General features: G+C 70.7%; 20 protein-coding genes. 3 read left to right on the top strand and 17 right to left on the bottom strand.

What is annotated here, in order from left to right:
* Positions 1–33 precede the first annotated feature (33 nt).
* A complete protein-coding gene (locus J2X68_RS22865) occupies positions 34–861 on the bottom strand; it encodes a transglutaminase domain-containing protein (protein WP_310434401.1) in 828 nt (275 codons plus the stop codon).
* On the opposite strand from J2X68_RS22865, the gene J2X68_RS22860 reads away from it, so the two are divergent.
* A complete protein-coding gene (locus J2X68_RS22860; RefSeq protein ID WP_310434400.1) occupies positions 860–1,894 on the top strand; it encodes a 2-dehydropantoate 2-reductase N-terminal domain-containing protein in 1,035 nt (344 codons plus the stop codon). The two genes, J2X68_RS22865 and J2X68_RS22860, sit on opposite strands and share 2 nt — an antisense overlap.
* Positions 1,895–1,920: 26 nt before the next feature.
* Entirely contained in the window at positions 1,921–2,520 is a 600-nt protein-coding gene (locus J2X68_RS22855) for a TIGR03086 family metal-binding protein (RefSeq protein ID WP_310434399.1), read from the top strand.
* Between the two features lie 179 nt (positions 2,521–2,699).
* On the opposite strand, the gene J2X68_RS22850 is transcribed toward J2X68_RS22855, so the two are convergent.
* The 15 genes from J2X68_RS22850 to J2X68_RS22780 form a co-directional block, all read right to left on the bottom strand.
* The gene (locus tag J2X68_RS22850; protein ID WP_310434398.1) at positions 2,700–3,461 is read right to left on the bottom strand and encodes a sirohydrochlorin chelatase; all 762 of its coding nucleotides are present in this window, start codon (positions 3,459–3,461) and stop codon (positions 2,700–2,702) included.
* A 5-nt stretch (positions 3,462–3,466) separates the two neighbouring features.
* Positions 3,467–4,366 carry an ABC transporter permease gene (locus J2X68_RS22845; RefSeq protein WP_310434397.1) on the bottom strand — a complete coding sequence of 300 codons (900 nt, stop codon included), beginning with the start codon at positions 4,364–4,366 and terminating at the stop codon, positions 3,467–3,469.
* Positions 4,353–5,165, bottom strand: coding sequence for an ABC transporter ATP-binding protein (locus J2X68_RS22840; RefSeq protein WP_310434396.1), 813 nt, complete (start codon positions 5,163–5,165; stop codon positions 4,353–4,355). Before J2X68_RS22840 ends, J2X68_RS22845 begins: the two co-directional genes overlap by 14 nt.
* A gap of 10 nt (positions 5,166–5,175) precedes the next feature.
* Positions 5,176–6,288 carry an aliphatic sulfonate ABC transporter substrate-binding protein gene (locus tag J2X68_RS22835; protein WP_310434395.1) on the bottom strand — a complete coding sequence of 371 codons (1,113 nt, stop codon included), beginning with the start codon at positions 6,286–6,288 and terminating at the stop codon, positions 5,176–5,178.
* Between the two features lie 235 nt (positions 6,289–6,523).
* Positions 6,524–7,858: a GTP-binding protein gene (locus J2X68_RS22830; protein ID WP_310434394.1), complete on the bottom strand. Its 1,335-nt coding sequence runs from the start codon at positions 7,856–7,858 to the stop codon at positions 6,524–6,526.
* Between the two features lie 2 nt (positions 7,859–7,860).
* Positions 7,861–8,799: a sulfate adenylyltransferase subunit CysD gene (gene cysD, locus J2X68_RS22825; RefSeq protein WP_310434393.1), complete on the bottom strand. Its 939-nt coding sequence runs from the start codon at positions 8,797–8,799 to the stop codon at positions 7,861–7,863.
* Complete coding sequence (gene cysC, locus J2X68_RS22820) at positions 8,796–9,395, bottom strand: adenylyl-sulfate kinase (RefSeq protein ID WP_310434422.1); 600 nt, start codon at positions 9,393–9,395, stop codon at positions 8,796–8,798. The genes cysD and cysC overlap by 4 nt, the downstream gene beginning before the upstream one ends.
* Before the next feature lie 5 nt (positions 9,396–9,400).
* Positions 9,401–10,111: a phosphoadenylyl-sulfate reductase gene (locus tag J2X68_RS22815; protein WP_310434392.1), complete on the bottom strand. Its 711-nt coding sequence runs from the start codon at positions 10,109–10,111 to the stop codon at positions 9,401–9,403.
* Complete coding sequence (locus J2X68_RS22810; protein ID WP_054243299.1) at positions 10,108–10,287, bottom strand: hypothetical protein; 180 nt, start codon at positions 10,285–10,287, stop codon at positions 10,108–10,110. Before J2X68_RS22810 ends, J2X68_RS22815 begins: the two co-directional genes overlap by 4 nt.
* Positions 10,284–11,981: a nitrite/sulfite reductase gene (locus J2X68_RS22805; protein WP_310434391.1), complete on the bottom strand. Its 1,698-nt coding sequence runs from the start codon at positions 11,979–11,981 to the stop codon at positions 10,284–10,286. Before J2X68_RS22805 ends, J2X68_RS22810 begins: the two co-directional genes overlap by 4 nt.
* A gap of 127 nt (positions 11,982–12,108) precedes the next feature.
* Positions 12,109–12,192: a putative leader peptide gene (locus tag J2X68_RS22800; protein ID WP_309486338.1), complete on the bottom strand. Its 84-nt coding sequence runs from the start codon at positions 12,190–12,192 to the stop codon at positions 12,109–12,111.
* A gap of 150 nt (positions 12,193–12,342) precedes the next feature.
* Complete coding sequence (locus J2X68_RS22795) at positions 12,343–12,915, bottom strand: GNAT family N-acetyltransferase (RefSeq protein ID WP_310434390.1); 573 nt, start codon at positions 12,913–12,915, stop codon at positions 12,343–12,345.
* Positions 12,916–12,932: 17 nt separating this feature from the next.
* The gene (locus J2X68_RS22790) at positions 12,933–14,249 is read right to left on the bottom strand and encodes a hypothetical protein (RefSeq protein ID WP_310434389.1); all 1,317 of its coding nucleotides are present in this window, start codon (positions 14,247–14,249) and stop codon (positions 12,933–12,935) included.
* Positions 14,250–14,415: 166 nt separating this feature from the next.
* Complete coding sequence (locus tag J2X68_RS22785; protein WP_310434388.1) at positions 14,416–15,693, bottom strand: GAF domain-containing protein; 1,278 nt, start codon at positions 15,691–15,693, stop codon at positions 14,416–14,418.
* Between the two features lie 311 nt (positions 15,694–16,004).
* Positions 16,005–17,654 (bottom strand): acyl-CoA dehydrogenase family protein, encoded by a 1,650-nt coding sequence (locus J2X68_RS22780; RefSeq protein WP_310434387.1) that lies wholly within the window; start codon positions 17,652–17,654, stop codon positions 16,005–16,007.
* A 124-nt stretch (positions 17,655–17,778) separates the two neighbouring features.
* Here J2X68_RS22780 and J2X68_RS22775 point away from each other — a divergent pair, with 124 nt between their 5' ends.
* Complete coding sequence (locus tag J2X68_RS22775) at positions 17,779–18,960, top strand: YihY/virulence factor BrkB family protein (RefSeq protein ID WP_310434386.1); 1,182 nt, start codon at positions 17,779–17,781, stop codon at positions 18,958–18,960.
* Positions 18,961–19,037: 77 nt separating this feature from the next.
* Here J2X68_RS22775 and J2X68_RS22770 read toward each other — a convergent pair whose 3' ends face one another.
* The gene (locus tag J2X68_RS22770) at positions 19,038–19,877 is read right to left on the bottom strand and encodes an NAD(P)H-binding protein (protein WP_310434385.1); all 840 of its coding nucleotides are present in this window, start codon (positions 19,875–19,877) and stop codon (positions 19,038–19,040) included.
* Positions 19,878–19,895 lie beyond the last annotated feature (18 nt).

Raw genomic sequence — 19,895 nt, 5'->3', positions numbered from 1 at the left:
CCTCCTCGCCGGTGCCCGCGGCGGCCGCGGCGTTCACGAGGGCCGGCTCGTCCGCGGTGGGCGGACGGTGTTTCCACGCCCTCGCCATCCCTCAGACATCCCGGGGAAGCGTTTTCGTGCCGTCACGGGCGGCGAGGTCCAGGACCACGCCGGTGAGGACGAGCGGCAGACCCGGAGAACGGGATCGACCCACACCCCGAACGTCGCCGGGTCCGCCGTCCCCGCCCGGCAGGCCCGCCACGCCTGCCCGGAGACCGGGAAACGGTTCCGCGGCACGTCCGACGGGTCGAAGGGCACGTCGTGGAAGGCTGCGGCCACCTGTGCGCCGGCCGGCCGCCACGTACCGTCCGCGAGGCGGTACTCGGTGACCCGGTGATCGTCGTGCAAGCCCTCGACGAAGCAGGTCGCGTACCCGCCCCTGATCCGGGACGGCGTCCCGGTCGCCCGCGGCAGAGAGCACAGCAGCAGTGAGAAGTCCCGGCACGTCCCGACGAACCGCTCGTCGGAGGAACGCCGCCGGGTGAGCGGGGCGTCCCTGCGCGCCCGCAGGATCCGCAGGAGCGCGGTCACGTACCGGGATTCGGCGCCGTGGTGCAGCCGCTCCTCGGGAATCGCGTACCCGATCCGTTCCCCCTCCAGCCGATGCACCATCAGATTCCTGACAAGGAGCATGAGTTCGCGAGGATCGCGGGGCAGGTCGGAGACGTCCAGGCCGCCCGGGTCGCTGTACGGCGTCTGCCGCGGGAAGAGGTCGTCCGTGCCCCGGACCCTCGGCCCTGCCCCAGGGACGAGGTCAACCCGGAGCGGGTCCTCGCCCGTCCTCGACGCCGCGTACACACGCCTGTGCGAGGCTCCTCCCATGCGGTACATCATCATCGGGGCAGGGGCGATCGGCGGCACCGTCGGCGGACGCCTGGCGCAGGCCGGGCACGAGGTCGTGCTCGTCGCACGCGGCGCCCACCGGGCGGCGCTCACGGAGGGCGGACTGCGGCTCAGAGTTCCGCAGGGCGAGCTGACGTACCGGCTCCCCGTCGTCGGCGGACCGGACGCGCTCGGCCCGCTGCGCGCCGACGACGTCCTGTTCCTGGCCGTCAAGACGCAGGACACCGAGGCGGCACTCCAGGTGTGGGGCCCGGCGCCGGTCGAGGGCGGCGGCACGGCCGCCGAGCGGCTGCCCCTGGTCTGCGCGCAGAACGGGGTGGAGAGCCCGCGCCTCGCGCTGCGCCGCTTCCGGCACGTCTACGGCGTCTGCGTCTGGCTGCCCGCCACTCATGTCGAGCCGGGTCTCGTCTCCGCCGCCGGCGCCCCGCTCACCGGCATCCTCCACCTCGGCCGCTACCCGCACGGCACCGACGACACGGCCCGCGGTATCGCCGCCGACCTGGAACAGGCGTACTTCGAGGCGCCGGTCGTACCCGACGTCTCCCGCTGGCAGTACGCGAAGCTGCTCTCCAACCTCGGAAACGCCCTGGAAGCGGTGAGCGGACCGGTGGCCGACCCCGAGGCAGAGGCGCTGTACGCGAGGGTGCGGGCCGAGGGCGAGGCCGTGCTGCACGCCGCCGGGATCGTGTGGGCGGGCACCGAGGAACAGCAGGCCCTGCGCGGCGGCAAGGTCACCCTCGTCCCGCTCGACGGCGCCCCGCGCGGCGGCGGCTCCTCCTGGCAGTCCCTCAGCCGCGGCGCCGGCACCATCGAGGCCGACCACCTCAACGGCGAGATCGTGCTCCTCGGCCGTCTGCACGGCGTACCGACCCCGCTGAACGAGTTGCTGCAACGGCTTGCCAACCAGTTCGCCCGGGACCGGAGAGCCCCCGGAACCCTGCCCCTGCCGGAGCTCATCCGGCTGGCCGACGACCGGGCCGCCGACGCTGTCGCGTTTGTTCAAGAGTCCTGAGGACCGCGCTGCCTAGCGTGGGACGCATGAAGGACGACGAGACGCACCAGTACATGTCCGAATGCGCCGCCGAGGCCGCGCGCATCGCCCGCGGTGTCCCGGCGGCACGGTTGAGCGGCCCGACGCACTGCCCGGGCTGGGACGTCCGCACCCTGGTGGACCACTGGGTCCTCTACACCTCCCACGGCCTCGAGCACCGCGCCCTGCGCAAGCAGCTCCCCGAGGACCTGATCGCCCGCGACTTCACCGCCGATCCGCGCTGGGCCGAGGCGTACGCCGCCCAGCTGGAGCGCGCGGTCGCGGCCTGGGCCGATCCGGCCGTGTGGGAGGGCGAGGTCGACCTGGGAATGGCCGCGATGCCGGCCGCCGAGCTCGCCTCCATGATCGTCAAGGAGATGGCGGTGCACGGCTGGGACGTGGCGGTCGCCACCGACCAGGAGTTCCACATCTCCGACGGCGCGGCCCGGCTCGTCCTCGACGTCGTCGAACGGCACGGTGACCTCTACCGCCGGTACGACGGCTTCGCGGCGGCGGTTCCGGTGCCGGAGGACGCCCCGCTCTTCGACCGGGCCCTGGCGTCGAGCGGCCGCGACCCACGCCAGGGCGCGACCCACGCGGAACGCTGAACGGTCCCTCCCCACCTGGTCAGCTGTGGGTGTGGGTGTAGGTGTGGGCGCGAGTGCGGCTGCGGGTGCGGTTTGAGCCCACGCCGAGACAGCAGACAGAAACCCGTACCGCAAAGAAGACCCGCCCGAAGCGGAGACGGAAGCAGGGCCCCTCGCCGCGCGAGCAGGCCCGTCCTCGGTCAGGCCCCGACAGCCGCCAGCGCCGGGGTGCGCGCCGCGTCGTAGCGTTGCAGCAACACCCGTGCCACCTCCGGCGCCGGACCCAGCACGCCGGCCAGGACGTCCGCCGCGGCCGCGCCCCGCGCGATGCGGTCCGGCAGGAAACCGGGGGCCAGGACGTACGGGGCGACGGCGACCCGCGAGCACCCCAGCGCCCGCAGCTCGCCGACCGCGTCCTCGGTGCGCGGGAACCCCGAGGGAGAGCCGGCGGAGGCGAACGCAGGCCGCACGGCACACCAACCGGTGCGCCGCCACTCCCGCGCGATGTCCGCGATCACTGCGATCGCCTCCGGGTCGGTGGACCCCGCCGAGGCCAGTACGACCCCGGTCGAGGACTTGTCGGCGGGCGCCAGGCCGGCCTCGTACAGCCGTCGTTCGAGGACGGAGAGCAGCAGCGGCGACGGGCCGAGCACCTCGGCCTGCCTGATCCGCAGCCGGGCCGGCGCGTCCCGCAGGACCGCCGGGATGTCGGCCTTCGCGTGGAAGGCCCGGGTCAGCAGCAGCGGCAGCGCGACGACGTCACGGACGCCCTCCGCCGCCAGCGACTCCAGCACCCCATGGACGGAGGGGATGTTGAAGTCCAGGAAACCGGTTTCTACACGCAGGCCGGGACGCAGCGACCGCACGCGCCGCACCAGGGCGTGCACGGTCGCGGCGTGCCGCGGGTCACGACTGCCGTGGGCGATCACCACGAGAACGGGAGGAACCGGTTTCCTGTACATGTGAATCAGCTCTTCACCAGCAGACCACGGCTGCGCAGCACCCACCGCTCCAGCGGACTGAAGATCAGCAGGTCGATGGCGATGCCGACGAACAGGATGAGCAGGATGGCCTCGAACACCATCGACATGTCACTGGCGTTGCGCCCGTTCTCCAGCAGCTGGCCGAGACCGACGCCGAGGTCGGGGAAGGACGCGATGATCTCCGCGGCCATCAGGGAACGCCACGAGAACGCCCAGCCCTGCTTGAGGCCCGCCACGTAACCCGGCAGGGCGGCCGGCAACGTGATGTACACGGTTCCCTTCAGCCCCGTCGCGCCCATCGTGCGGCCCGCGCGCAGGAACAGCGGCGGCACCTGGTCGACGCCGGACACCAGACCGTTGGCGATGGACGGCACGGCGCCGAGCAGGATCACCGCGTACATCATCGAGTTGTTCAGGCCCAGCCACAGCACGGCCGGCGGCACCCAGGCCACCGACGGCAGCGACTGGAGACCGGACAGGATCGGACCGATCGCCGCCCGCACGAACTTCACGCGTGCCACCAGCAGACCCAGCGGGGTGCCGATCGCCAGCGCGAAGAGGAAACCCAGCAGACCGCGCGAGACGCTGGTCCAGATGTAACCGAGCAGCTTCCCCTCGAGCCAGGCGTCCTGGAGCGTCCGCCAGACGTCCACGGGCGAGACCAGCTTGGTCGGGTCGTCGACGACCTTGTACGTGATCTGCCAGACGATCAGCAGCAGCACGGTCGCCAGGATCGGCGGCAGGATCTTGTCGATGAAGGTCCGCCGAAAGGGCGTACGTCCGGTGGGCGCCACGACGTCCAGCGCGTCGAGCCCCGCCTCCACCCCGGCAAGCTCGGTGGAAACCGCCTTCGTCACCGTCGTCCTCGTCTCAGTGCTGGCCATGACGGCGGATCTCCCCACGCAGGACTTCGGTGATCTCGATGGACAGTTCCGCCACCGGGGCGTCCTCGATCCGGCGCGGCTGCGGGATGTCGACCGTCCACTCACGCGCCACCCGGCCGGGCCGGGAGGACAGCAGGACGACCCGCTGCGCGAGCCGCACCGCCTCCCGCACGTTGTGCGTGACGAAGAGGACGGACAGTCCCGTCTCCTCCCAGATCCGGGTCAGTTCGTCGTGCAGCACGTCCCGCGTGATGGCGTCGAGCGCCGCGAACGGCTCGTCCATCAGCAGGATGTTGCTCTCCTGCGCCAGCGCGCGGGCCATCGCCACGCGCTGCCGCATACCGCCGGAAAGCTCGTGGACACGCTTTCCGTACGCGCCCTTCAGCCGGACCAGCTCGAGGAGCTCCTCCGCCTTGCCGCGCCGCTCGGGCTTGGCGACCCCCCGCAGTTTCAGGGCGAGTTCGATGTTCTTGCCCGCGGTCAGCCACGGGAAGAGCGCGTGTTCCTGGAACATCAGCGCCGGACGGCCGTCCGTCGTGATGGAGCCGGCGGTGGGCTCGTCGAGCCCGGCCACCAGGTTGAGCAAAGTGGACTTGCCGCAGCCCGAAGCCCCCAGAAGGGTGACGAACTCGCCGGGAGCGACATCGAGAGTGATGTCGTCCAGGACGAGCTGCTGCCCGCCCGGCCCCGCGAAGGACTTCGAGACGTGCTCCAGCCGGGCCGCGTACTCCACGGACTCCGCGGACTCGGCGGCCTTGGCGAAGGTCGTGGCCATGGTCGTCACCTCCTGGGAACTCATCGGATGCCGATCAGCTGACGCCGAGATTGGCGTCGTCGACCGTGGACTCGCCCTCGGCCTTGAGGACCTTGTTCAGGATGCTCAGGTCGTAGATGCCCTTGAGGTCGGGCTTCTCCAGGAGACCGGCCTTGACCGCGTGCGCCGCCTCGGCGTCGAGCGTGGAGGCCAGCGGGTCGTTGATGAACTGGATCGACGTCCACGCCGGGTCCAGCACCTCGGTCGGCAGTGCCTTGCCGGAGTCCGCCTCCAGCTGCTTGTTCGCCGAGGCCTTCGCCGCCGCCGGGTTGGCGTTGATCCACTTGTTGGAGGCGACCGAACCCTTCAGCACCGCCTCGACGACCTTCGGGTGCTCCGTGAGGAACTTCTGCGACACGATGATGTTCGTGATCACGAACTTCTTGTCGGGCCACAGCGACGCCTCGTCGAGCAGCACCTTGCCGCCCTCGGCGACCAGCTTCGACGCGGTCGGCTCCGGCACCCAGGCGCCGTCGATCGAACCGGCCTTGAACGCGTCCGGGGTCACCTTGTTGTCGCTGCGGACAACGGTTACGTCGCCCTTGCCGCTCTGGGCGTCGACCTTCCAGCCCTGGTCCGCGATCCAGTTCAGGAACGCCACGTCCTGCGTGTTGCCGAGCTGAGGCGTCGCGATCTTCTTGCCCTTGACGTCCTTGAGGGACTTGACCTTGTCCGGATCGACGACGAGCTTCACACCGCCGGACGCCGAACCGCCGATGATGCGCAGGCTCTTGCCGGCGGACTTGGTGAAGCCGTTGATCGCCGGCGAGGGGCCGATCCAGCCGATGTCGATGGAGCCGGCGTTCAGCGCCTCGATCTCGGACGGGCCGGCGTTGAAGGTCGCGTACGACGCCTTGGTGGCGCCCAGCGACTTCTGGAAGATGCCCTGCTCACGTCCGACCAGCGCGGTGGCGTGCGTCAGGTTGCCGAAGTAGCCGATCTTGACGGTGTCGAGCCCGTCGATCTTCTCCGAGCCGGCGGCGACCTTCTCGTTGGCGTTGTCGTCCTTGGCCTCGGACCCGTAGCCGCAGGCGGCCAGGGCGAGCAGCGGAAGGGCCGCTGCGGCGGCGATGCCGCGGCGAAGAAGAACTGAGCGGTTGGCAGGCACGGGAGGGGTTCCTCTCGTTGGCCCGGCGGTCACGGGTTTTCAGGTCGTGGCCGGGAAATCGGCAAAGGGTTTTCGTCGCTTCCGGGACGGCGGGTGGGGGGACGGGGCGCGCAGGCAGTGCGCGTACGTCAGAGCGCACATCGCGCCACCCCGCCCTGCCCGCTGCCGAGGGCGCCGCTGCCGACACGGCCGCCCTCCTTCGCGAACGTCGAGTAGAAGTCGGTTGTGGTCATGGTCAGAAGTCCCAGCCGTCGTCGTCGGACTCGTCCTTGACCGGCTCCGGCGACGCGAACGACTCGCCGACCATGCCCGCCGTGAGCGTGGTGCCGTCGGCCGGGTCGATCAGGATGAACGAGCCGGTGCGGCGGGAGTCGGCGTAGGAATCCACTGGAAGCGGTTCCGCGGTGCGGATCTTCACGCGGCCGATGTCGTTCGCGATGAGCTGTCCCGGGTGCGGGTGCAGGGACAGGTCATCGAGCGTGAGACGGGACGGGATGTCCTTGACGATGGCTTTGACCGTGCGGGTGCCGTGCTTGATCAGCACCCGGTGCCCGACGGTCAGCGGCTGGTCGGCCACGTGGCACACGGTCGCCTCGACGTCCTGCGTGGTGGGCGGCGCGTCCTTGGTGGGCACGATCAGGTCGCCGCGCGAGATGTCGATGTCGTCGCTGAGCAGCACGGTCACCGACTGGGTCGTCCACGCCGCGTCCACCGGCTCGCCCAGCAGGTCGATGCCCGAGATCGTCGAGGTCCGGCCGGACGGCAGAACCGTCACGGCCTCGCCCACGTGGAACGTACCGGCCGCGATCTGACCCGCGTATCCCCGGTAGTCCGGGTGCTCGGCGGTCTGCGGACGGATCACGTACTGCACGGGCAGCCGTGCGTGGCAGTGCGCCAGGTCGTGACTGACGGGAACCGTTTCCAGGTGTTCCAGGAACGTCGGCCCGCCGTACCAGTCCATGTGCGCGGACGGATCCACCACGTTGTCACCGGCGAGCGCCGAGATCGGGATCGCGGTGACCTCGGGAACGCCGAGCTCGCTCGCGTACGCCGTGAACTCCTCGGCAATCTGCGCGAAGACGGTTTCCCGGTACTCGACGAGGTCCATCTTGTTGACGGCGAGGACGACGTGCGGAACACGGAGCAGGGCCGCGATCGCCGCGTGCCTGCGCGTTTGTTCCACCACCCCGTTGCGGGCGTCGACCAGGATCACCGTCAGCTCGGCCGTGGAGGCACCCGTCACCATGTTGCGGGTGTACTGCACGTGACCGGGCGTGTCGGCGAGGATGAAGCGGCGCCGGGGCGTGGCGAAGTAGCGGTAGGCCACGTCGATGGTGATGCCCTGCTCGCGCTCGGCGCGCAGGCCGTCGGTGAGGAGCGCCAGGTCGGGGGCCTCCTGGCCGCGACTCGCCGAGACACGCTCCACGGCCTCCAGCTGATCGGTGAGGATCGACTTCGAGTCGTGCAGGAGCCGGCCCACGAGCGTGGACTTGCCGTCGTCGACGGAACCGGCGGTGGCGAAACGCAGCAGGGTCGTTGCCGAGAGTTCCTCGGAGGTGATCGTGCTCATGCTTAGAAGTACCCCTCGCGCTTGCGGTCTTCCATCGCGGCCTCGGACATCTTGTCGTCGGCGCGGGTGGCGCCGCGCTCGGTGAGCCGGGAGGCGGCGATCTCGGCGATGACGTCGTCGAGCGTCACCGCGTCGGAGTCGACGGCGCCGGTGCAGGACATGTCGCCGACGGTCCGGTAGCGCACGAGGCGCTTCTCCACGGTCTCGCCGTCCTTCGGTCCGCCCCACTCGCCGGCGGTCAGCCACATCCCGCCGCGCCGGAAGACCTCCCGGTCGTGCGCGAAGTAGATCTCCGGCAGTTCGATGCCCTCACGGGCGATGTACTGCCAGACGTCGAGCTCGGTCCAGTTGGACAGCGGGAAGACCCGGACGTGCTCACCGGGCGCGTGCCGGCCGTTGTAGAGGTTCCACAGCTCCGGTCGCTGGCGGCGGGGGTCCCACTGGGAGAACTCGTCGCGCAGGGAGAACACCCGTTCCTTGGCGCGGGCCTTCTCCTCGTCGCGGCGCCCGCCGCCGAAGACGGCGTCGAACTTCTCGGACTGGATCTTCTCCGTCAGCGGCAGCGTCTGGAGCGGGTTGCGCGTGCCGTCGGGGCGTTCGCGCAGCGCGCCGCGGTCGATGTACTCCTGGACGGAGGCCACGTGCAGGCGCAGCCCGTGCGCGGCGACGACCCGGTCGCGGTATTCGAGGACCTCGGGGAAGTTGTGCCCGGTGTCCACGTGCAGCAGTGAGAAGGGCACCGGGGCCGGGGCGAACGCCTTCAGGGCCAGGTGCAGCATGACGATGGAGTCCTTGCCGCCGGAGAACAGGATCACCGGCTTCTCGAACTCGCCCGCCACCTCGCGGAAGATGTGCACCGCCTCGGACTCCAGCGCGTCCAGGTGGCTGAGGGCGTACGGGCTGGCCGTGCCCTCCTCGGCTTCTGCGACGGTCGTCGTCATGCCAGTCCCCTCTCGGTGAGCAGGGCGTACACCGACGCCGCGGACTCCTGCACGGTCTGGTCCTGGGACTCGATCCGCAGATCCGGCGACTCGGGGGCCTCGTAGGGGTCGTCGACCCCGGTCAGCCCGGACAGCTCGCCCGCCGCCTGCTTCGCGTACAGACCCTTCACGTCCCGGACCGAGCACACCTCGACCGGGGTCGCCACGTGCACCTCCAGGTAACCGGTTCCACTTTCCTGATGGCGCTTGCGCACCGCTTCCCGGCTGTCCGCGTACGGCGCGATCACGGGGACCAGGGCCTTCACGCCGTTACGGGCGAGCAGTTCGGCCAGGAAACCGATGCGCTGCACGTTGATGTGCCGGTCCTCGCGGCTGAAACCGAGGCCCGCGGAGATGAACTCGCGGATCTCGTCGCCGTCGAGCACCTCGACACGGTGGCCCTCCTCGCGCAGCCGGCCGGCCAGCTCGTACGCGATGGTGGTCTTGCCGGCGCTCGGCAGACCCGTGAGCCAGACGGTGGCTCCGGTCGTCACGTGGTTCTCCCGGTTCGTAGAAGTGGGGGTGGGGGCAGGGCTGTTCGGGGAGGTCGAGGCCATCGCGGTCAGCCGTGCAGTCCGCATTCGGTCTTCGCGCGTCCCGCCCAGCGGCCGGCGCGCGCGTCCTCGCCCGCCAGGACCCGGCGGGTGCAGGGGGCGCAGCCGACGGAGGCGTAACCGTCCATCAGCAGGGGGTTGGACAGCACGCCGTGCTCGGTGATGTACGCGTCGACGTCGTCCTGCGTCCAGCGGGCGATGGGCGAGATCTTGACCTTCTGCCGCTTCTCGTCCCAGCCGACGACCGGAGTCCCCGCCCGGGTCGCGGACTCGTCGCGCCGCAGGCCGGTGGCCCAGGCCCGGTAGCCCTTGAGCCCCTCTTCCAACGGCTCCACCTTGCGCAACTTGCAGCACAGGTCGGGGTCGCGGTCGTGCAGCTTCGGCCCGTGCTCGGCGTCCTGCTCGGCGACCGTCCGGCGCGGGGTGAGCGTGATGACGTTGACGTCCATCACCGCCTCGACCGCGTCCCGGGTGCCGATGGTCTCGGGGAAGTGGTAACCGGTGTCGAGGAACACCACGTCCACGCCCTTCTGGACCCGGGACGCCAGGTGCGCGACCACGGCGTCCTCCATCGAGGACGTCACGCAGAACTGCTCGCCGAAGGTGTCCACCGCCCACTGGAGGATCTCCAGTGCGGAGGCCTCCTCCAGGTCGCGGCCCGCCTGTTCGGCGAGCGCCTTCAACTCGTCGGTCGTACGGCCTTCCTGAAGCGTCGTCATATTCGGTCCCCTCCCGGGTCGGTGCGCTGAACGCCCCGGGCGAGCAGCCCGAGGAACTTCAGCTGGAATGCGCGGTTGCACGCCGCGCATTCCCAGGCGCCATGTCCCTGTTCGCTCGGACGCAGGTCCTCGTCGCCGCAGTAGGGGCAGTAGAAGGGTGCGGCCCGCTCGCTCATGAGAGAGCCTCCTCGCTGGCGCGCGTGGCCCAGACGGCGAACCGCTCGCCGTCCTCGCGCTCGTCCTGGAAGCGCTTCAGCACGCGTTCCACATAGTCCGGCAGCTCTTCCGAAGTGACCTTCAGACCACGGACCTTGCGGCCGAAACCGGCTTCCAGCCCGAGGGCGCCGCCCAGGTGCACCTGGAAGCCCTCGACCTGCTCACCCTGGTCGTTGAGGACCAGCTGGCCCTTGAGGCCGATGTCCGCGACCTGGATGCGGGCGCAGGCGTTCGGGCAGCCGTTGATGTTGATGGTGATCGGCTCGTCGAACTCCGGGATGCGGCGCTCGAGTTCGTCGATCAGGGTGGAGCCGCGCTGCTTGGTCTCGACGATGGCGAGCTTGCAGTACTCGATGCCGGTGCAGGCCATGGTGCCGCGCCGGAACGGGGAGGGCCTGGCGGTCAGGTCCAGCGCCTCGAGCGCCTCGACCAGCGACTCGACCTGACCTTCCTCGACGTCGAGGACGATCATCTTCTGCTCGACGGTGGTCCGCACCCGGCCCGAGCCGTGCGCCTCGGCGAGCTCCGCGATCTTCGTCAGGGTGGCGCCGTCCACGCGTCCGACGCGCGGTGCGAAACCGACGTAGTAACGGCCGTCCTGCTGGCGGTGCACCCCCACGTGGTCACGCCAGCGCTCGACAGGGGCGGCGGGCGCCGGGCCGTCGGCCAGCGTGCGCCCGAGGTACTCGTCCTGGAGGATCTGGCGGAACTTCTCCGGGCCCCAGTCGGCGACCAGGAACTTCAGGCGGGCCCGGGTGCGCAGGCGCCGGTAGCCGTAGTCGCGGAAGATGCCGATCACGCCGGCCCAGACGTCGGGGACCTCGTCCAGCGGGACCCAGGCGCCGAGCCGGACGCCGATCTTCGGGTTGGTGGACAGGCCGCCGCCGACCCACAGGTCGAAGCCGGGGCCGTGCTCGGGGTGCTCGACGCCGACGAACGCGACGTCGTTGATCTCGTGGGCGACGTCCAGGAGCGGGGAGCCGGAGATCGCCGTCTTGAACTTGCGCGGCAGGTTGGAGAACTCCTTGCTGCCGATGAACCGACGGTGGATCTCCTCGACGGCCGGGCTGCCGTCGATGATCTCGTCCTCGGCGATGCCGGCCACCGGCGAACCGAGGATCGTCCGGGGCGTGTCGCCGCAGGCCTCGGTGGTCGACAGGCCGACCGCCTCGAGGCGGTTCCAGATCTCGGGCACGTCCTCGATGCGGATCCAGTGGTACTGGACGTTCTGCCGGTCGGTGAGGTCGGCCGTGCCGCGTGCGAACTCCTGCGAGATCTCGCCGATCACCCTCAGTTGCTCGGTGGTCAGCCGCCCGCCGTCGATGCGGACCCGCAGCATGAAGTACTTGTCGTCCAGCTCCTCCGGCTCCAGGATCGCCGTCTTGCCGCCGTCGATCCCCGGCTTGCGCTGGGTGTACAGACCCCACCAGCGCATCCGGCCGCGCAGGTCATTGGGGTCGATCGAGTCGAACCCCCGCTTGGAGTAGATCGTCTCAATGCGTGTCCGCACATTGAGACCGTCGTCGTCCTTCTTGAACTGCTCGTTGCCGTTGAGCGGGGTGAAGTGTCCCGCGGCCCACTGGCCCTCACCGCGGTGACGGCTCACCTTGCGGCGGGAAGTCGCGGCGGCAGGGTTCTGCGGGGTGGCGGCCATGGTTGATACGTCCTTCGGGACAGGCGGGAAGCGGCTCTGACCTGCGCGCGCGGGCGCATGGAGCATGCCTGCGCGTCCTTGCGCAGGCAGGGGGCTCGAACGGAGATGTCGGCGGTGCTGCGGCTCGTCAGCTCGCCGGACAGATGGCGCTGGACATGCGGCCGAGGTCGACGTGCCGCCGACTCACCAAGGCAATTCCAGTTCCGGACATGGCGAAAGCGTGTCACGGCGATCTGGACACAGTCCAGCTTCGTCCGCGATGCGGACACCCTTGTCCCGAAATGCGAGACAAGGGTGGCGTCGATCACATGACCTGCGGGATCTCTTGTCGACGCAGGTCACAGCCGGTATGAGCGAAGGGTCAGGCCGGGAGGGCGCCCGGCCAGGGACCCGGTGCGGACACCTCGGGCTGCTCCTCGACCTTGGTGTCGAACAGCTTGAAACCGCGCCGCTGATAGTTGTCCATGGCGTGCTCGCCGTCCAGGCTGCACGTGTGCAGCCACACCCGCTTGGTCTGCGGCAGCCCCGGCCAGCGGTCCGCGAGGTCCCAGGCCCGGGCGGCGCCGTACGCCAGCAGGTGACCGCCGATGCGCCGTCCCCGGAAGGCCGGGATCAGACCGAAGTAAACGATTTCTACGACGCCGTCGTCCTGCGGCTCCAGCTCCACGTACCCGGCCGGCGTGCCCCGGTCGTGGGCGACCCAGGTCTCGACCCCCGGACGCGCCAGATGCTCCTGCCACTGCGCGTACGTCCAGCGCAGCCGGTCGATCCAGCGGATGTCCCCGCCGACGGACGCGTACAGGAAACGGCTGAACTCGGGGGAGGGGACCTCGGAGCGGACGATCCGGACGTCGCCCTCGGGCGCGGCGGCCGGGAGGGCGTCGGCCGGGTCGGTCTGCTCCAGGGACCAGGTGGTCACGGGGATGTTGGTCATGCCCGTCAGGGAATCATCTACCCGGTTGTTCTGTCGATCGAGGCCAGCGGCAGTGCGAAGAGGGTCCGTCCCGACTGGGTCCAGACCTCGCCGGTCGCCTCCCAGTAGGAGAGGGATTCGGTCTGCGGGCTCCAGCAGCTGTGCGTTTCCTCGGCGCCGCACACGGCCGCGTCGGACGTGTGGCCCTTGTCGTCGCCACGGCCGGCGTCCTGCCGCCACAGCGTCCCCTGCCTGTCCCGCGGGCCGGCGGCACGGGTCACGTACCACTCCTGTCCGTACGACAGCACGCCCCGTACGCCCGTCACCTTCGTCTCGTACGCCTCCGAGGCCCGGACCCGTCCGGTGGTGCTCGTGGCGAGCAGCCCCTCGTGGCCGGGGGCCGTGCTGAAGGGGTAGCGCCACAGGCGGGCGTCCCGGTCGCCGTCGTCGAGGGTCCATTCCCCGGCGACCAGGCTGTCCGGCGCGGTGCTGCGGTCGAGGGAAACGGTTGCGGGGTGCGGTGCGTCGGAGGCCCCGCTCAGCTCGTAGGAGCCGATGGCGGGCAGTACGAAGCGGTAACCGTTTGCGGACCAGCCGCCGGGCACCCGCCCGACCGCTTCACCGGCGACGGTCGCCCGCTGGACCCGGTTCATGTCGTACACGTAGAGCGCGGCCCGGTCCCCTTCATCGGCGGTGACCAGCAGTTTGTCCTGGTACCAGACCATCCCGGAGACATGGGAGACCAGCCCCCGGTAGTCCCGCCCCTCGTCCACCGGGACGGCGAGCAGTGCCCAGGTGTAGGTGAGGTGGTTCAGGTCGCCCGCGTTCACGAAACCGACCCGGGCCAGGCCCCGGTCGGCGACCGTGCCGCCGCTGCGTGACCAGCCGGAGAGGATCACCCGGTTCGAGCCCCAGACGCCGTCGTCGTCCGCGTCCCCCGACGTGGTGACCGCGCCCGGCTGCCAGCCCTCGGTGTCGTCCGTGTTCCAGCAGTAGGCGCGCGAGGCCGCGGGGGAGACGGGCAGGGCCTTGCGCTCGGCGGCCGAGCAGTCGATCGCGTCCCGCAGGGCACGGTCGGCCCCGTCCAGCACCGCGCCGACGCCGACCGGTCGGCCCATTCCGGCGGCGAGCCGGTCCAGGGAGGCCTGCGGTACCCGGTTCTCCGTGAGGCGCAGTTCTGCGGTCTCCGCCGAGGTCGTCAGCGGTTTCAGGTCCCCGGGCCCGTCGTCCGTGACCGTGGCCTGGGAGGCGCTGATCATGGTGGCGGCAGCGGTGAGCGCGAGAGCGGTTCCGGACAGGAACGCGCGCAGTGCCCTGCCTCGTCTGCGCCGGCGGTGTCGGCCGCGTTGCTTCATTTGCCCTCCCGAGGCGGGCCAACTGCGCCTGATGATCCGTACGTTGACCGAGGAGCAGGTGGGGTGACCCGTAGAGGGATGCTACGGCAGTCGGGCCCGGTAGGGGACGAAGACCCCGCAAATATGCGGAACATGCCACCGGAAGGCCCCTGATCGATCAGGTGCGCTACGGCGCCGCCGCCCGGTTTCTCACCACCGCGGGCGCGGTGGAATGCGGAAGGAGCGCCCGTGCGTCCGCCGGAAGGAGCACCTCGACCTCGGCGTCTTCGCAGAAACGATACGGCCGATGTTCCAGGACCCCCCCGAGATATCGCCGCACCCGGGACATCTCGGCCCGTACCGTCACCGTGCGGCCCGGGTCGCCGAACATGTCCGCGGCCAGGCCCGCCGCGCTGCGCCCGCCCCGGTCGGCGGCCAGCAGGTAGAGCAACTCGGCATGCCGGGGACTGAGTTCGTGGGACCACGACCCCGCGCCCCCCGACACCGTCACCGACCAGCGCCGGGACCGGGTCAGGTCCAGCACGATCCGGGTCGCGCCGCCCGGCCCCGCCTCGGCGGTCCCGTCCACCGACCGCACCAGCCAGCCCCCGGCCAGCGGCTCGAACGAGCACAGACCGAGCGCCGGGAGCCAGCGTCGGCCCGGGGACGGCGACTTGGGCAGCGCGATACGGCTCATGTACGGCATCCCGGTCACCGCGGCCGTCCACCCGTCCGCGTCCACCGCCGCCGCCCGGCCGCCGAGGCGGGCCAGCACCGGCGCCGCCACCGCGCGCAACTGCTCCAGCGACCCCAGATGTCTCTCCCGCAACGTGGACTCGGCGAGTTTCGCCACCGAGTCGACCCAGGCGAGCGTGGCCGGATGCATCGTCTCCATCGGCCCGCTGACATCGACGACACCGAGCAGCCGGCCGTTGCGCGGGTCGGTGATCGGAGCGCCCGCGCAGGTCCACGCCGCGTGCGAACGCACGAAGTGCTCGGCGGCGAACACCTGCACGGGACGGCGCACCACCGCCGGCGTGCCCACGCCGTTGGTGCCGACCACGGCCTCGCCCCAGTCCGCGCCCAGCTCGAAGCCGAGCCCGTCCGCCTTGCGCAGCACGGGTCCGCAGCCCTCACGCCACAGCACCCGCCCCTCCCCGTCGGCGACGACCATGATGTGGTGGGCGACGTCCGCGACCGACAGCAGACCCTGGCGCAGCACCGGAAGCACGTCTCGCAACGGTGATTCCTCCCGCCTGCGCCGCACCTCGTCGGAGCTGAGCAGCCCCGCTCGGAAATCGTGTTCCGGGTCGACGCCGCTGCGCAGCATCCGCTCCCAGGACTGCTCGATCACGGGGCGGGGGGCGACGCGGGCCCGCTGACCTGCCAGCCGGGCGTCACGCACCTCGTTGAGCACCCGTGCCGCCCGCGCGGCGTCGACGGCCGCGAGTTGCGGCACGTTCATCGGTGGCATCACCACAGGGCCTCCCGGGAGCACACAGTCGGACAACCGGATGTCAAGTTTCTGCGCCGACTGTTTCCGGTCTTGCTGAAGGCCCCATCTTGCCGTCCAACGGTGACGGAGGGGCACACTCCGGTCACAACCACCGACAAGTTGCAACCTCCTGCAACCCTGGTGAACGTCCACCGGGTGTTTGAAACTTGAGCCACGTCGTCCCGAGCGGCGATTCTGGCCTCGCAGGGCCATTGCGGCGGGGGTGGTGCCGTGTCGGCGCAGCACCACCCCCGCTTCCTGTTCGCGCAGGCCGGCGCGGTTCAGTGACGGGGTGCGGCCCGCTCGACGATGGACGCCAGGTCCAGGCTGTGGGGCAGTGTCCCGAAGGCCGCGCCCCCGTCCCCGCCCAGCCGTGAGGCGCAGAACGCGTCGGCGACCTCCGGCGGCGCGAATCGCACGAGCAGTGCGCCTTGAAGCACCAGAGCGAACCGCTCGGCCAGCCGACGCGCCCGTGCCTCGACGCCGTCCAGGTCGGCCAGTTCCGTCAGCAGGCCCTTGATCGCCCTGTCCAGCCGGTGATCGGCCCCGCGCGCCTGCCCCACCTCCTGGAGATAGGCGTTCAGCGCCTGCGGCTCCCGTTGCATCGCCCGCAGCACGTCCAGCGCCTGGACGTTGCCCGCGCCCTCCCAGATCGAGTTCAACGGCGACTCGCGCACCAGCCGGGGCATCCCCGACTCCTCGACGTAACCGTTTCCACCCAGACACTCCGACGCCTCCACGGCCACCGGCGCGCAGCGCTTGGTCACCCAGTACTTGGCCGCCGGAACAGCGATCCTCAGCAGCGCCCGCTCCTGCTCCCCACCGTCGTCGTAGGCGGCCGCGAGCCGCAGCCCGAGCACGGTCGCCGCCTCCGACTCCAGGGCGAGGTCGGCCAGCACATTGCGCATCAGCGGCTTGTCGACGAGCTTGCCGCCGAACACCTCACGGTGCGTGCAGTGATGGATCGCCTGCGCCACCGCCTGCCGCATCAGCCCCGCCGAGCCCAGCACACAGTCGAGCCGGGTCGCCGCGACCATGTCGATGATGGTGCGCACCCCACGCCCCTCCTCACCGACCCGACGGGCCCACGTCCCGTCGAACTCGACCTCGGCGGAGGCGTTGGACCTGTTTCCCAGCTTGTCCTTGAGCCGCTGGAGGCGGAAAACGTTACGGGTACCGTCTTCCAGCACGCGCGGCACCAGGAAACAGGTGAGTCCGCCTCCGCCCCGGAGCGGGGCCGCCTGCGCGAGCACCAGGAAACCGTCCGACATGGGCGCCGAACAGAACCACTTGTGACCGGTCAGCTCGTACGTACCGTCCTCGGCGAGCGGAGTGGCCACCGTGGCGTTCGCGCGGACGTCGCTGCCCCCCTGTTTCTCCGTCATTCCCATGCCGAACAGCGCCCCGGCCTTCAGCCGGGCCGGCCGCAGCTCACGGTCGTAGATCGTGGACGTCAGCCGCGGCTCCCACTCGGCGGCCAGATCCGGATCGGCCCGCAGCGCGGGCACCGCCGCGTGGGTCATCGACAGCGGACAGCCGTTCCCCGCCTCCACCTGCGTCCACACGAGGAAGCCCGCCGCCCGCCGCACATGCCCGCCCGGCCGTACCCAGGCGTCCGTCAGGTGGGCTCCGACCCCCTTGCCGAGCAGCCGGTGCCACGCGGGATGGAAGTCGACCTCGTCGACGCGGTGCCCGTACCGGTCGTGCGTCCGCAGCACCGGCGGATTCTCGTCGGCCTGCACAGCCCACTCGTGCAACTGTTCCGATCCGGCGGCCCGGCCCAGTGCCGACAGCTCGCCGTGCGCCTCGTCGAGCAGTTCCGGATCAAGGTGCCGTTCCACGGCCGCCACGAGCGCCTGATCAACGCCGTACACGTCGTACCCGGTCAGGGGCGGGGGCTGGTTGGTCACGGTGTGCGTGGTGCCTGCCATAGCCCGAACCTACCCCCGGGTACGACGGTCATGGCCGCCCAGCAGCCCGCGTGCCGCTCCCCGACCCGGTGAAGTGGCCTTGCCGGAGGTGAGTGCAGCCCCGAACGGCGGATACCTTTAGGGCGTGCAGCCAGGAAGTCAGTCACCCGAGCAACCCGGAAGCCCCACCGGGCGTCTCCACCGGGCGCGTGCCCTTTACCGGAACGTTTCCAAGCGACGGACAGCCTGGCTGCTGTTGAAGGACACCGTCAATTCCTGCATCGAGTACCGCATCCTCGGTCTCGCCGCCGAAGCCGCTTTCTTCACGTTGCTGTCCGTGCCGCCGCTGCTGCTCAGCCTCATCGGCCTGCTCGGCTACGTCGACGACTGGACGGGTACCGACACCATCACCAGCCTGGAGGCCAACCTCCTCGACGCCTCGCGCACGGTCCTCTCGGACAAGGGCGTCAGGCAGATCGCCCAGCCGATCCTCGACGACGTGATGAAGGGCGGCCGCCCCGACGTCATCTCCATCGGCTTCCTGTTCGCGCTCTGGTCGGGCTCGCGCGCGGTGAACGTCTTCATCGACACCATCACCGTGATGTACGGCCTCGACGGCGTGCGCGGGATCGTCAAGACGCGGCTGGTCGCCTTCCTGCTGTTCGTCGGGGCCCTCCTCATCGGCTCGGTCGCACTGCCCCTGATGGTCGCCGGGCCGGACGCGGTGGTGCGGATCGTCCCCTGGTCGACCACCGTGGTCCAGGTCCTGTACTGGCCGGTCGTGATCGTCCTCTCGGTCGCGTTCCTGACAACGCTCTACCACGTGTCCGTCCCCGTGCGCTCACCGTGGATCGAGGACGTCCCCGGCGCGCTCGTCGCCCTCGCCATGTGGGTGCTCGGCAGTTTCCTGCTGCGCATCTACCTGACCAGCACGATCGAGGGCGCCACCATCTACGGGTCCCTCGCCGCCGCCGTCGCCGTCCTGCTGTGGATCGGCGTGTCCGCGTTCGCTGTGCTGGTCGGGGCCGCCGTCAACGCCGCGATCGACCGGGTCTGGCCGGCCGCCGCGACGGCGGCGGCCCGCGCCGCCAACGAGCGGCTCCGGGAGGAGGAGGCCGCCGAGTACGTCGCCCGCATGGCCGCGATCCGCTCCCAGGAGGACTACGACCCCGACGATCCCGACATGCCGTCCGAGTTCCCCGAGCGGTGGTCCCGCTTCCTTCCGCCGGAAGACGTCACGGGACGTTTCCGGACGCACGCGAAGAGTTCTCCGAAGAGCCACGGGGGAACCGGCGGGAACAGCGAGGAACAGCCTCCCGAGAGGTGAGCTCCCGGGGAGCGGACCGAGAAGCCGGGGGCGAGAAGCCGGCGGGCAGGGCCCGGAGCGTCCCGGAAACGCGGAAACTACGCTTTCCAGACGCCCGCCGTCGCCGACTCCTTCGCGAACTCCGTGAAGTCGCGCGGCTCACGGCCGAGCACCTGCTGGACCCCGTCCGAGAGATACGCGTTACGACCGTCCAGCAACGACGCGAACAATTCCACCAGGAACGCCACTTCCTCCGGCGGCACCCCGAACCCGGCCAGCCGCTCACCGTACTCGGCTGCCGGAACGGGCGTGTACGTCAGCGCGCGCCCGGCTGCCCGCCCGACCTCTGCAACCGCTTCCCGAAACGTCAGCAGCCGCGGTCCGGACACCTCCACTGTCTCGCCCACGTACCGATCACCCCCGGTAAGCGTTCTCACCACCACGTCGGCGACATCGCGCAGGTCGACGAACGGCTCCTGCACCTCGCCACCCGCGAACACCAGCTCCCCGGTCTGCCGCAGTTCCTCCACCAGCGGCCCCTCGCTGAGGTTCTGCGCGAACCACGCGGCCCGCACGACCGTCCAGTCCGCCCCCGACGCCCGCAGCGCCTCCTCGGTCGGCAGCGCCCGCTCCTCACCCCGCGACGACAGCAGCACCAGCCGCCGGACCCCGAGCGCGACCGCCTGACGGGCCAGCCGTCCCACCGCGTCGGCCGCGTCCGGCGCCCCCACGTCCGAGGGATGCACCAGATACGCCGCGTCGGCGCCGCGCAGCACGTCCGCCCAGGTCGACCCGTCGTGCCAGTCGAACCCCTGGGCGCGTGAGGCCGCCCGCACCGTCAGCCCGGCCGACTCGGCCGCCTGCGCCACCCGGCTCCCCGTACGACCGGTCGCGCCGGTCACCACCAGTGTCATCCGCTGTGCCGTGTCCTGTGTCATGCGTTCAGTCAACTGCCG

Origin of the sequence: Streptomyces sp. 3330 (genome assembly GCF_031456635.1) — a bacterium.
Lineage (GTDB): Bacteria > Actinomycetota > Actinomycetes > Streptomycetales > Streptomycetaceae > Streptomyces.
This window is presented reverse-complemented; position numbering and strand designations above follow the sequence as displayed.